This is a genomic window from Natronospirillum operosum, assembly GCF_004768465.1.
Lineage (GTDB): Bacteria > Pseudomonadota > Gammaproteobacteria > Pseudomonadales > Natronospirillaceae > Natronospirillum > Natronospirillum operosum.
The window spans coordinates 346,135-358,479 of record NZ_SRMF01000001.1 but is presented as its reverse complement, the minus strand read 5'-3'; the positions used below and the strand labels follow the sequence as shown (position 1 = coordinate 358,479).

The window sequence follows — 12,345 nt, the reverse complement described above, 5'->3', positions numbered from 1 at the left end:
GCGTGACCTGGCAAGGAACACAGGGTCATTCGGCTAGGTCACCCGGGAGCGCAGACGATCAAACTGGGCCTTCAGCGTGCGGATATGATCACGCAGCTTCTGATTGGCGGTTTCCAGCTCGTCAGCGCGTCGGGTCGCCTTGTTCAGTTGCACCTGCAAGGTGCTGACCTTGTGCCGCAGCTGTTGCTCGCGGGTGCGCAGCCGAGCCAGCTCTTCCTGGGCGCGGCGCTGCCCGCTCGTCGAGGCCTGGACATCCGTGATCAGCGGCACTTCGGCTGCTTCCGTCTGCTCCGCCGCCGGTGCCTCCGGGGACGCCGGAACCGATGCCGGCAGCAGGCCCAGACGATTGCGCCGCAGCACGCGCAGTATATCGTCAAAGGGGTCGCGGCCATAGCGTTCATGCGGTTCCCAGAGCCAGGCATGCCACTTTTCCGGGCACTGGCTGCGGCACAGCAGCCGGGTCGGAGTGCCCTTCAGGGTCGGCCCCGGCCGGCCGCGGGCGGCCATGTCCCGCAGCGGCAGGTTCCATTCCTCGGCCACCTGCCCCTGCTGATTGAACGGCAGCAGGAAAAAGACCAGGGCTCTGATCTGCAACTGCTCGTCCAACTGGAGGTAGACCGCCTCCAGCGTCTGCCCGGCGAACTGCTCAGCGGTCACCATGCCATCCAGCAGGGCGGTAAACTCGCTATAGAGCATCTCGCGGGCAGACTTGTCCGACTGGTAAATCAATAGCGCTTCGGCGTGTACAGCCACTGTTACATGAACTCCCGTCAGTACAACCACTGCGACTGTCCAGTTTCCGTCAATCAGGCCGAGAGTGCAACCGCCACCTCAAGCCCCTGGCGGATGGCCCGCTTGGCATCCAGCTCTGCGGCCTTGTCTGCCCCGCCAATGGTGTGCACCTCCAGGCCGGCCCTGAGCAGACCGTCCTGCAGGGTCAGTTCGGATTCCTGGCCGGTACAGAGCACAATCTGGTCGACGGCCAGACACCGCGAATCACCCCTGGCATCGGTGTACCACAGGCCCTGATCGTCAATGCGCTCATACTGGATGCCGGTCAGATGCTGCACGCCACCAGTGCGCAGCTGCAGCCGGTGAATCCAGCCGGTGGTCTTGCCCAGCCGCTTGCCGGGTTTCTCGTCCGAACGCTGGCACAGGGTAATCTTGCGGGCGGCATGCTGTGGCTGCGGGTGAATCAGGCCACCCGGGTTTGCACCACTGGCATCAATGCCCCAGTGGCTCAGGAAGGCTTCGGTTGCGGTCACCGGGGCATCGCAGTGCAGCAGGAACTCACCGACATCGAAACCGATGCCGCCGGCGCCCATCACGGCAATGCGGGTGCCGGGCGCGCGGTCACCGCGCAGCAGCTGGTCATAGCGCACCACCATGCCATGGTCGATACCGGGCAGATCCGGCACTCGGGGGCGCACGCCGGTGGCCAGCACCACGGTATGCTGCCCGGCGGCCTGCAGTTGCTCCGGGGTCACCTCGGCATTCAGATGCACGCTGACACCCAGGTGCTGCAGGCGCTGCTCGTAGTAGCGCAGTGTATACCGGTAGTCTTCCTTGCCGGGTACGCGGGCTGCGAGCAGGAACTGCCCGCCCAACTGAGCGCCGCGCTCATAAAGATGCACCTCGTGCCCGCGCTCGGCCAGTTCGACGGCAGCAGACAGCCCCCCGACACCACCGCCAATCACCGCCACCCGACGCGACTGCACCGCCGGCTGGCGGGAATAGCGATCTTCCTGCAGGGCATAGGGGTTGACCAGGCAGGTGACCGGCTTGCCCTGAAAGATATGGTCCAGGCAGGCCTGGTTGCAGCCGATGCAGACATTGATCTCGTCGGCCTTGCCGGTGCCGGCCTTGCGTCCCCAGTCGGCATCGGCGAGCCAGGGCCGGGCCATGGTGACCAGGTCTGCCGTGCCAGCGGACAGCAGGTCCTCGGCCTGTTCGGGGCGGTTGATGCGGTTGGTTACGGCCACCGGCACGCTGACGGTCTGACGCAGCTTTGCCGTGGCTTCACGGAAGGCTGCTGCGGGCACCATGGAGGCGATGGTGGGCACCCGTGACTCGTGCCAGCCAATGCCGCTGTTCAGCACGTGCACGCCTTCTTCGACCAGCCGGTGGGCCAGTTGCTCCACCTCCGACCAGGGCGTGCCATTGGGCACCAGATCGAGCAGCGAGAGGCGGAATATCAGCAGAAAGCGGTCACTGACTGCGGCCTTGATGGCGCGCACAATCTCGATCGCCAGGCGCTGACGGTTCTCTGCCGAGCCGCCCCAGTCGTCGGTGCGCCGATTCAGTGCCGGCGAGGTGAACTGGTTGATGAAATAGCCTTCGGACCCCATGATCTCGATGCCGTCATAGCCGGCCTGTTCGGCCAGTTGCGCGGCGCGGGCAAAGCCTTCGATCTCGGCCTGAATCTCGTCGTCATTCAAGGCTCGGGGCGGAAACGGTGAAATCGGTGCCTGGGCATCGGTGGCGCTGACGATATTCGGGTGAAAGCCATAGCGCCCGGTGTGCAGCAATTGCAGGCAGATGCGACCGCCCACCTCGTGTACGGCTTCCGGAATGATGCGATGCTGTTCCGCATCGGCCTCGGTCAGCATGGCTGCTCCGCCCGGCATGGCGCGGCCGGCGTCAGTAGGCGCTACCCCGCCGGTGATGATCAGGCCGGCACCACCTGTGGCGCGCTGACGAAAGAAAGCCGCCAGGCGACCGAAGTGCTTGGGCGACTCTTCAAGGCCGGTGTGCATGGACCCCATGATCAGGCGGTTGGATACCGAGAAGGGCCCGAGATCGAGCGGCGAAAACAGGGTGGTGAAGGCAGTGTCTGTCATGATGCAAGCCTTGAGTATGTGCAGTTAAACGGTTGTTTGAATGGGTTCAGACTACCACTGATTGCGGGCTGGCCGTAGTCGCACGATGCGGTTCGGGCTGATTTGTGAAATGGATGCACAGACGGTGGGTCAGGTCGGACGCTCCCTCAAGATATGCTGCCACATTCCCGTCGCCACGCTCGGGTACATGCCCTGTGAGACACGCAAAAAACTCATACCAGGCCTGTCCCTGGGCCTGACCCTCCGGGCTCGCTTCGCTCATGCAAAAACGTTCCCGACAGGCGACTCCAACCGTGCCTCCCAACTCCTGTAGCGAGGCACGCAAGTGCCGATTGGGCCGACAGGCCCACAAAAAGGGCGGCTGCGCCGCCCATCGCGACTCGCGTCGCTCACTACAAGGCCCTGGGGTTCGGTTGTGCTTGTGGCATTGACGGAGCTTCCTGCCAAGTCCCCGGCAGGCAAGCGAACCATCTGCGGTGCCGCCGGCTGGCGCGCAGGGCCCGGAGGATCAGCGGGCCGCTTGTCTGAGCGCAGCGAGTTTGCGGCCCGCCCGACGGGGACCAGCGACAGCCGGAAACAAGGTACCACGGTTCGCGGCCTGTCGGGGCTGGCAGGACCGACCCTAAATCGGGACTCGCGCCCCTCGCTACGGAAATTGGAAGGCTTGGAGGGTGTTGCCTGCCAGAGCAGCCGAATCACAATGATCTATCGAAAAAACGAGAGGGGGAAAGCGATGGCGGACCGGACGGGACTCGAACCCGCGACCTCCGGCGTGACAGGCCGGCATTCTAACCAGCTGAACTACCGGTCCGCAAAATGGTGGGTGTGAACGGGATCGAACCGCTGACCCTCGCCTTGTAAGGGCGATGCTCTCCCAGCTGAGCTACACACCCAAGAGTGATACGGACTGCAATCAGCCTGTTCACCAGGTTGCCTTGTCACGAGGCAGGAAGCGCTTGGCTTCCGGATGTTTCGCTCCCTGAAGGAAGGAACGATGGCGGACCGGACGGGACTCGAACCCGCGACCTCCGGCGTGACAGGCCGGCATTCTAACCAACTGAACTACCGGTCCGCGAATGGTGGGTGTGAACGGGATCGAACCGCTGACCCTCGCCTTGTAAGGGCGATGCTCTCCCAGCTGAGCTACACACCCACCGCATTCCCGAAGCGACTTCTTACTGCCCCGAAAACGTGAGGCGCATTGTAATCCATTTTCCGACGGTGTCAAACGTTTGCCGGATTTTTTCTTCTATTCCAATGGTTTACGGTCAGAACGGGTGCCGCACATGGGTCTGCTCATAGAGCGGATAGTCCGGGTGAATTTCGAAATAGCGCGCCAGCGTAAATTCGGCAATTACCTTGCGGTTGTGGTGCTGTTTGCGCTCTTTTTCCAGCTCCAGGCCTTCATAACGCAACTGGTGCAGGCAGTCGGCGCAGACAGGAATTGTCTGCCCGGTCTGAGCACAAAGCGCCTGCCACGCGATATCGGAGCTGATCACGACGCCTTCGGTCATGTCGGCAATGTCCCTACAGCGCGTCAGATGCAGCTTCTGGTCCACCACCAGGCCGACGCGGCTGTTCTTGTAGGACAGCGTATGGTCGCCCAGAATCATCAGCTGGCTGCGCGTCACCCGTACGCCGTCGGTACGCAATGCGGCCCGTTCCTCGCCAGTCAGATGACGGCCCGGATCAAACACCTCGAAATAGCCCAGTTTGTCCGTACCCATGCGCTCACGCAGGGTATTGAAGGGTTCGAACTCGAGAAAGTCGGGCAGTTCCATGCAAGGTGTCCCCGTTAGCGCGCAGTCTGCAGTATATCTTCGATGCGCTGGTCTGCATCCGTCACCACGCGGAATTCGACACGCCGCGAGCGGGCCTCGTCTTCCTGGCCGTCCTCGTCCAGCACCAGCCGGGAGGACGATAGCCCGTTGGCTGTCAGGTTGGCCTTGACCCAGGGTTTGACCTCGTCGATGGCATCCAGCTCCAGCAGGAAGGAGGCCGCTTCTCGGGTTCGCGCCTGCGACAGTTCCATGTTCAGGATGTAGGCTTCGTCTTCGGAGCGGTCACCCCAGGCCGAGGAAGTGTGACCCTCGATGCGGACCTCGCTGATGTCATCGCGATACTGCGGCCGATGAATGATGTCGACATAGCGCGGGAAGAAGTCAGCCAGTATGGTCTGAAAACCCGGCTGCAGGTCGGTTTCCCCGCGGTCGAACAGCAGATCTTCCCGGTTGAAGCGGAAGGTCAGATCTTCATCCAGCTCGGCGCCCCAGGCTTCCAGGTCCTGCTCGAATTCGGTCAGCAGGTCGTTGTAGAGATCGAGCCGCAGGCGCTCATAGAGCACGGCGACGTCGGTTACAGTCCGTCGTTCACGTTCGGCGTGAATCATGAAGATGATGGCGATCAGCAGGAACACCATCATCAGCCCCGCCATCAGGTCACTGACCGAGAGCCAGTGTTCTTCGTTTTCCTGCTCAAGCGGCGTCATCCGCGCCTGCTCCCCCGCTGCCCACTACCGCCTTCAGGTACCGGTTTCGACTGCTCGGCAGCCTTCACCAGCGTCTGCAGACGCTCGGTCAGCGGCGTATAGTCATTGACGAATTTCTCCGACAGGGCCGTCAACTGGAAACCGAACGTCTGCAGGGACTGGGTCAGCTGCGTCTGCAGGGTCTCGTCCAGTTGCTGCAACTGGTGTTCGGACTGGGTCAGGGCGCGCCCGGCCTGCTCCACCAATTGCCGCTGCACCTGAATCACGCCTTCGGACAGTTCGGTGGCCAGCTTGTTGGAACTGTCCAGCCACTGGCGACCGGTCTGGTCCACCACCTGCTGCATGCGATTGTTCTGCTGTTCGATGGCATCGGCCAGCCCGGTGGTCAGCACCCCGATGCGCTGCTCCAGATCAGGCAGGCCCTTCTGTGCTTCCTGCACCATACTGGCCATGGTGCCCAGATACTGGGCCAGTTGCTCGCTCTGCTGGTTCAGGCCGGTCAGCAATGATTCCATGCCCTCGGCCACGCTGGAAAAGGACTGGGTCTGATGCATCAGTTTTTCATAGGCGCCTGTGGCCTCCACCATCTGCCGGGAGGCCTTCTCGAGTTCAGCCACCACCTGACGCACATTTTCTTCGTGCTGTTTCTGCCAGGTCAGCATGTGCCCGACCGACTCGTTCAACTGGCGGAAGTTATCGCCGTACTGAACCTCGATACGGTCATTGAAATCGGAGATGATTTCCTTGATCGCCGCCGACAGGGCGCGGGTATTGGCCTCTACCATTTCTTCCTGGTGGCGGGACAGCTGTTCGCTGTTGTGCTGCGTCTGTCTGACCAGCTCGCCGAGATTCTTTTCGGCATTGTCGTCCAGGCGCTCGACAGCAGCGATCAGTGCACCCACGGTGCTGTCGCCTTCGCGGCCACGACTGGTTCGCATATCGATCCAGGCGTAGCGCATCTTGATGCTCAGGGCACCACTCAGCCCGGCAATGGAGGTCCAGAAGGCGAACTTCAGGCCATCCAGCAGCACCGGCACACTGTCTTCGATATCGGTACTGTCGAATTCGTACAGGCCCAGGGCGACACCGACAAAGGTACCGAAGATACCCAGGGTGGTCAGAATCGAGGGGGCCTGGGAGGCTACCGACTGCGAACGCGGCAAGAAGTGGAAATACAGGGTCAACAGGCCAATGCCGGAGATGATACCGACGGCGATCCAGAGGATGGGCATGACGCGACTGATCTCCTGTGTCGAACGAAAAAACCCCGTGGCCACTCCAGGAGGAGCAGTCACGGGGCCACAGATTACATGGATTTGAAGTCCTGTGCTATGCCATCAGGGCTGCGCAGGCATCAGCCCAGGAAGCTCAGCATGACACCGGCGGCGATGGCCGAACCGATAACACCGGCCACATTCGGCCCCATGGCATGCATCAACAGGAAGTTCTGATTGTTTGCCTGCAGACCCACCTTGTTCACCACGCGGGCGGCCATGGGCACCGCAGACACCCCGGCGGCACCAATCAGCGGATTGATCTTCGACTTGCTGACCATGTTCATGCCCTTGGCCATCAGCACTCCGGTGGCGGTACCAATGGCGAACGCCACAATACCCAGCAGGAAGATACCCAGTGTTTCCATGTTCAGGAATTCGCCGGAGTTCAGCTTGGCGCCCACACCCAGGCCCAGGAAGATGGTGACAATGTTGATCAGCGCATTCTGGGTGGTGTCGCTGAGGCGATCCACCACGCCGCATTCACGCATCAGGTTGCCGAAGCAGAACATGCCGAGCAGCGGCGCGGCGCTGGGCAGGAACATGGCGACCAGCATCAGCAGCATCAGCGGGAACAGGATGCGCTCGCGCTTGCCTACCGGACGCAGTTGCTTCATCTCGAGCTGGCGCTCCTTGGCCGAGGTGAGCAGCTTCATGATGGGCGGCTGGATAATGGGCACCAGCGCCATGTAGGAATAGGCCGCGACCGCCACCGCACCCAGTATTTCCGGGGCCAGTTGACTGGCAATGAAAATGGACGTGGGCCCGTCCGCACTGCCGATGATGCCGATGGTCGCCGCCTGTTCCAGCGAGTAGCTGAACCACCCGGTTTCGTTCAGGCCGAGCGCGCCCAGCAGCGTGGCAAAGATACCGAACTGGGCGGCGGCGCCCAGCAGCAGCGTCTTGGGGTTGGCCAGCATGGGTCCGAAATCGGTCATGGCCCCCACACCCATGAAGATGAGCAACGGGAAGACCCCGGTATCGATACCCAGGGTGAAAATGTAGTACAGCAGCCCGCCTGGTGACAGCAGTTCTCCCGCATCACCATAGACCGGCGCATCATAGAGGCCGGCACCGGGTATATTGACCAGTACGGCGCCGATACCGATCGGCAGCAGCAGCAGCGGTTCGAAGCGTTTGGCAATGGCGAGGTAGACCAGCAGCAGGCCCACCAGGATCATTGCAAACTCGCCCAGACTGAGGTTGGCCAGCCCGGATTCCGCCAGCAGTGTATGCAGTTTATCCATGAGGGAGCTCCTTACAGCTCGAGAAGGGTGTCGCCGCTGTTCACGGAGTCACCTTCCTTCACGCAGATGCGGCTGATCGTGCCGGCCTTGGATGCCTTGACTTCGGTTTCCATCTTCATGGCTTCCAGCACGATGACGGTTTCACCCTCTTCGACCGAATCGCCCTCACCCACCAGAATCTTGAAGATGTTGCCGGTCAGCGGCGCGACTATGGGTTCGCCGGAACCCTCACCAGCGCTGCCTTCACCGCCGGCAGGCGCAGGTTCGCCACCCTCGGCTACCGTGGTGTCATAGGTCTTGCCATTGACGACAACCTTCACCGCGCCATCACCACTGACTTCGGCAACGTACTGCTTGCCATCCAGCGTCACGGTGTAGGTACCGCCGGCACCACCGGCGGCCACCGCCTTGCCACTGTCATCGGGCGCCTGGGGCACGGGCTCAAAGAAGTCGGGGTTGCCACGGTTCTTCAGATATTTCAGGCCAATCTGCGGGAACAGCGCATAAGTCAGAACATCATCGACCTTGTCCTGCGCCAGTTCGAAGCCGTCTTCCTTCGCAATGGACTCGAGTTCTTCGGTCAGACGGTCCATCTCGTCTTCCAGCAAATCAGCCGGCCGGCAGGTGATGGGCTCGGCGCCGTCCAGAACCCGCGTCTGCAGTTCCTTGTTGTACTCGGCAGGGGCTGCACCGTACTCGCCCTTGAGAATGCCGGAGGTCTCCTTGGAGATACTCTTGTAACGCTCACCGGTCAGTACGTTCAGCACCGCCTGGGTGCCGACAATCTGCGAGGTCGGCGTGACCAGAGGGATAAAGCCGAGATCTTCCCGCACGCGGGGAATCTCACTCAGCACTTCGTCGAACTTGTCGCCGGCGCCCTGCTCCTTGAGCTGGCTTTCCATGTTGGTCAGCATGCCGCCCGGCACCTGAGCAATCAGAATACGCGAATCGACACCGCGCAGTGCGCCTTCGAACTGACCATACTTCTTGCGTACCTGGCGGAAATAGGCCGCGATCTCTTCCAGCAGTTCGATATCCAGCCCGGGGTCCCGGTCGGTGCCCTTCAGGGTGGCCACGATGGATTCGGTCGGCGAGTGACCATAGGTCATGGACATGGAGGAAATGGCGGTGTCGACATGGTCGATGCCCGCCTCGATGGCCTTCAGGATGGTCATCGAAGACAGGCCAGCGGTGGCGTGACAGTGCAACTGCACCGGGACCTTCAGGGTCTTCTTGAGCCGGGACACCAGTTCATAGCTGTCATAGGGCGTCAGGATGCCGGACATGTCCTTGATGGCCAGGGAGTCGGCACCCATGGCCTCGATTTCCTGCGCCAGCTCAACCCAGCTCTCCATGGTGTGAACCGGGGAGGTGGTATAGGAAATGGTACCCTGCGCGTGCTTGCCCTGCTTGCGCACGGCTTCCATGGCGCGCTGCAGGTTGCGTGGGTCATTCATCGCATCAAAGACGCGGAACACATCGACGCCATTCTCTGCCGCCCGCTCTACAAAACGGTCCACCACGTCATCGGCGTAGTGCCGGTAACCCAGCAGGTTCTGGCCGCGCAGCAGCATCTGCTGGGGCGTCTTCGGCATGGCTTTCTTCAGTTCACGAATGCGTACCCAGGGATCTTCACCCAGATAGCGGATACAGGCGTCGAAGGTGGCACCACCCCAGGACTCAATCGACCAGAAACCGACCTGATCCAGCTTCTCGGCGATAGGCAGCATGTCGTCCAGACGCAACCGGGTTGCAAACAGGGACTGATGCGCATCCCTCAGGACGACATCGGTAATTTTGACGGGGTTTTTGTCACTCATGAATGACCTTTCCTACGCGTAAGTTTTGAAATACTTATCGACTGTGCGCCGCACGTGCAGCAGCGGCCACAGCGGCTATCTGGTCCATCTGGGCGCCGCTCTTGCGGCGGCCGCCGGATTGCGCAGCCACTTCCGGCTTGCTGAAGCGGCCAACGAGGCTGGACATGGCAATGGTGCCGAAGATCAAGATGACCAGAAAGGCGAAAACCGTACCCATGCCGAGGGCCATCAACTGCAGCCCTTCCTGTAATAATTCTGACATCTGCGGAAACCTTTTGTGTGGATGTTCCGTGAGCCTCGAGGATATCCCCAGGGCTGTTCACCCCGTCGCATCCTGCGAGTTTCAGACCGCCGACACTTTACCCAAGCCGGCCTCAGTAAGCAATAGAGCTGTCATGGGAAACACATTCCCGACTGTTCGCCATTTTTTCAACACTTTTGGCGTCATATTTCCGGCTTTTAGTGACTTATCGACCCCAAATCCGCGTAATGGCTCGACCGGACGGGGAATGTAATCGCTTACTTTTCTGTAATACAGCAACACCTTTCCGGCGCAAAGACGCCAGAAAACGTCTTAGAAACGGCAAAAAATGTAGCTAAATTACAAAATAACAGAACCGCACACAGTCATGACGGTCGCGGTGAGACCCGCACAAGGCATGCGATGCAAGGCACAGAAACAGGGAATAACAGGAGCAAACAGATGGCGCGCCCGGGAGGATTCGAACCTCCGACCGCCTGGTTCGTAGCCAGGTACTCTATCCAGCTGAGCTACGGGCGCTGATACTGCACTGGCTGTTCCGCTACCGGAAACAGCAGTCTTGGGTGGAGCGATCTTGCACTAACACCAACCCTTGCAGGGTTGTCCTGAAATGGCGCGCCCGGGAGGATTCGAACCTCCGACCGCCTGGTTCGTAGCCAGGTACTCTATCCAGCTGAGCTACGGGCGCGTACAGGATGGCGGAGAGAGAGGGATTCGAACCCTCGATGAGATTTCTCCCATACGCCCTTAGCAGGGGCGCGCCTTCAGCCACTCGGCCACCTCTCCGAACACGCGGCGCATGATACCATGCCGATTCAAAAATTAAAGGGAAAGTTCAATAAAATGAATGGCCTACCGCGTGGTCTGCGTGTTTATTTGTCTTCCTCTTCCGGGCCATCCAGCTCCTGCTGGATACGCAGATAGATTTCTTCGCGGTGTACCGCAACATCCTTGGGTGCATTGACACCAATGCGTACCTGATTGCCTTTCACACCCAATACGGTCACGGTGACTTCATCGCCAATCATCAGCGTTTCACCCACGCGCCGGGTCAAAATCAGCATGTTTCCTATCTCCTATTGTCGGACTCTTTCCTGAGTCTGCCGCAGCGTGTCGACAGCATCACAGACTCGCCTTGGATCGCGCTTGCGCAAGAATAACGCGTTTAAGATGTTTCTTCTACAGCATCCAACCCAAAGGCGGAATGCAGAGCCCGCACCGCCAGTTCCAGATACTTTTCCTCGATCACGACCGAAATCTTTATTTCGGATGTCGAGATTAACTGGATGTTGATGGACTCTGCTGCCAGGGCGTCAAACATCCGTGACGCTACGCCTGCGTGTGAACGCATGCCAACACCCACAATGGACACCTTGGCGATGCGATCATCACCGAGCACCTCTCTGGCACCGAGGTCGTCAGTGATATTCTTGAGTATAGACTCTGTGCGCCGAAAATCATTGCGATGCACGGTGAACGTGAAGTCGGTACTGCCATCCTCGGAAATGTTCTGCACGATCATGTCGACTTCGATATTCGCTGCCGATACCGGCCCCAATATACGAGACGCTACGCCAGGCAGGTCAGGGACACCCATCACACTGAGCTTGCTTTCATCCCGATTGAACGCGATACCGGAGATTACGGGTTTTTCCATTGCATCATCACCTTCAAGTGTTATCAGGGTACCCGGCCCTTCTTTGAAACTGGACAGCACGCGCAGCGGTACACTGTACTTGCCGGCAAATTCAACCGCGCGGATCTGCAGCACCTTGGAACCCAGGCTGGCCATTTCCAGCATTTCCTCAAAGGTGACCTGATCCATGCGACGGGCGCTCTCGACCACGCGCGGGTCCGTGGTATAGACCCCGTCTACATCGGTGTAGATCTGGCATTCATCTGCCTTCAGCGCCGCTGCCAGAGCCACGCCAGTGGTATCCGAACCGCCGCGGCCCAGTGTGGTGATGTTGCCGCCGTCGTCCACACCCTGAAAACCAGCCACCACCACGACCCGACCGGCCGCCAGTTCACGCTGCATGCTGTCGGTATCGATGTCCTGAATGCGGGCCTTGGTATGCGCACTGTCGGTGCGAATGCCTATCTGCCAGCCGGTATAGGAGCGCGCCGGACACTCACGGCGATTGAGCGCCATGCTCAGCAACGCTATGGTCACCTGCTCACCGGTGGCCAGCAGTGTATCCATTTCACGGGGTGTCGGTTCGGGGCTGATCTGCTGCGCCAGCTCGATCAAGCGGTTGGTTTCGCCGGACATGGCAGACACCACGACCACCACATCATGCCCCTGATCCCGGAAACGCTTGACCCGATCGGCCACGGCTTCAATGCGCTCGACGCTGCCGACCGAGGTACCGCCATACTTCTGCACGTAGAGTGCCATCGACTGTGAATCCTCC

Annotated in this window: 10 protein-coding genes and 7 tRNA genes; all 17 read right to left on the bottom strand. The window is 60.4% G+C overall.

Features of this window, described 5'->3' with window-relative positions; all coding sequences use genetic code 11:
• Positions 1-33: 33 nt before the first annotated feature.
• Positions 34-753, bottom strand: a complete 720-nt coding sequence (locus tag E4656_RS01705; protein WP_135480609.1) for a coiled-coil domain-containing protein — start codon at positions 751-753, stop codon at positions 34-36.
• A 53-nt stretch (positions 754-806) separates the two neighbouring features.
• Positions 807-2,840: an NADPH-dependent 2,4-dienoyl-CoA reductase gene (locus E4656_RS01700; RefSeq protein WP_135480607.1), complete on the bottom strand. Its 2,034-nt coding sequence runs from the start codon at positions 2,838-2,840 to the stop codon at positions 807-809.
• A 734-nt stretch (positions 2,841-3,574) separates the two neighbouring features.
• A tRNA-Asp gene (locus E4656_RS01695) sits at positions 3,575-3,651 on the bottom strand.
• Between the two features lie 6 nt (positions 3,652-3,657).
• A tRNA-Val gene (locus E4656_RS01690) sits at positions 3,658-3,733 on the bottom strand.
• A 102-nt stretch (positions 3,734-3,835) separates the two neighbouring features.
• Positions 3,836-3,912, bottom strand: a tRNA-Asp gene (locus E4656_RS01685).
• A gap of 5 nt (positions 3,913-3,917) precedes the next feature.
• Positions 3,918-3,993, bottom strand: a tRNA-Val gene (locus E4656_RS01680).
• 115 nt (positions 3,994-4,108) lie between these two features.
• On the bottom strand, positions 4,109-4,621 hold the full coding sequence (locus tag E4656_RS01675) for a hypothetical protein (RefSeq protein ID WP_135480605.1): 513 nt from the start codon (positions 4,619-4,621) through the stop codon (positions 4,109-4,111).
• 14 nt (positions 4,622-4,635) lie between these two features.
• The gene (locus E4656_RS01670) at positions 4,636-5,328 is read right to left on the bottom strand and encodes an OmpA/MotB family protein (RefSeq protein ID WP_135480603.1); all 693 of its coding nucleotides are present in this window, start codon (positions 5,326-5,328) and stop codon (positions 4,636-4,638) included.
• Positions 5,325-6,560: a hypothetical protein gene (locus E4656_RS01665; protein WP_135480601.1), complete on the bottom strand. Its 1,236-nt coding sequence runs from the start codon at positions 6,558-6,560 to the stop codon at positions 5,325-5,327. Before E4656_RS01665 ends, E4656_RS01670 begins: the two co-directional genes overlap by 4 nt.
• 122 nt (positions 6,561-6,682) lie before the next feature.
• On the bottom strand, positions 6,683-7,849 hold the full coding sequence (locus E4656_RS01660) for a sodium ion-translocating decarboxylase subunit beta (protein WP_135480599.1): 1,167 nt from the start codon (positions 7,847-7,849) through the stop codon (positions 6,683-6,685).
• Between the two features lie 11 nt (positions 7,850-7,860).
• Entirely contained in the window at positions 7,861-9,669 is a 1,809-nt protein-coding gene (gene oadA / locus E4656_RS01655; protein WP_135480597.1) for a sodium-extruding oxaloacetate decarboxylase subunit alpha, read from the bottom strand.
• A gap of 34 nt (positions 9,670-9,703) precedes the next feature.
• Complete coding sequence (locus E4656_RS01650; RefSeq protein WP_135480595.1) at positions 9,704-9,931, bottom strand: OadG family protein; 228 nt, start codon at positions 9,929-9,931, stop codon at positions 9,704-9,706.
• Between the two features lie 442 nt (positions 9,932-10,373).
• Positions 10,374-10,450, bottom strand: a tRNA-Arg gene (locus E4656_RS01645).
• Between the two features lie 92 nt (positions 10,451-10,542).
• Positions 10,543-10,619 (bottom strand) — tRNA-Arg (locus tag E4656_RS01640).
• Positions 10,620-10,627: 8 nt separating this feature from the next.
• A tRNA-Ser gene (locus E4656_RS01635) sits at positions 10,628-10,717 on the bottom strand.
• An 86-nt stretch (positions 10,718-10,803) separates the two neighbouring features.
• Positions 10,804-10,995, bottom strand: a complete 192-nt coding sequence (gene csrA, locus E4656_RS01630; protein WP_135480594.1) for a carbon storage regulator CsrA — start codon at positions 10,993-10,995, stop codon at positions 10,804-10,806.
• Between the two features lie 101 nt (positions 10,996-11,096).
• Entirely contained in the window at positions 11,097-12,329 is a 1,233-nt protein-coding gene (locus E4656_RS01625) for an aspartate kinase (protein ID WP_135480592.1), read from the bottom strand.
• Between the last annotated feature and the right edge of the window lie 16 nt (positions 12,330-12,345).

Excerpts from the sequence above, each read along its gene's own strand:
- E4656_RS01665 (WP_135480601.1), bottom strand. The coding sequence starts at position 6,560 with ATGCCCATCCTCTGGATCGCCGTCGGTATCATCTCCGGCATTGGCCTG.
- E4656_RS01670 (WP_135480603.1), bottom strand. The coding sequence starts at position 5,328 with ATGACGCCGCTTGAGCAGGAAAACGAAGAACACTGGCTCTCGGTCAGT.
- csrA (WP_135480594.1), bottom strand. The coding sequence starts at position 10,995 with ATGCTGATTTTGACCCGGCGCGTGGGTGAAACGCTGATGATTGGCGAT.
- E4656_RS01625 (WP_135480592.1), bottom strand. The coding sequence starts at position 12,329 with ATGGCACTCTACGTGCAGAAGTATGGCGGTACCTCGGTCGGCAGCGTC.
- oadA (WP_135480597.1), bottom strand. The coding sequence starts at position 9,669 with ATGAGTGACAAAAACCCCGTCAAAATTACCGATGTCGTCCTGAGGGAT.
- E4656_RS01660 (WP_135480599.1), bottom strand. The coding sequence starts at position 7,849 with ATGGATAAACTGCATACACTGCTGGCGGAATCCGGGCTGGCCAACCTC.
- E4656_RS01700 (WP_135480607.1), bottom strand. The coding sequence starts at position 2,840 with ATGACAGACACTGCCTTCACCACCCTGTTTTCGCCGCTCGATCTCGGG.
- E4656_RS01650 (WP_135480595.1), bottom strand. The coding sequence starts at position 9,931 with ATGTCAGAATTATTACAGGAAGGGCTGCAGTTGATGGCCCTCGGCATG.
- E4656_RS01675 (WP_135480605.1), bottom strand. The coding sequence starts at position 4,621 with ATGGAACTGCCCGACTTTCTCGAGTTCGAACCCTTCAATACCCTGCGT.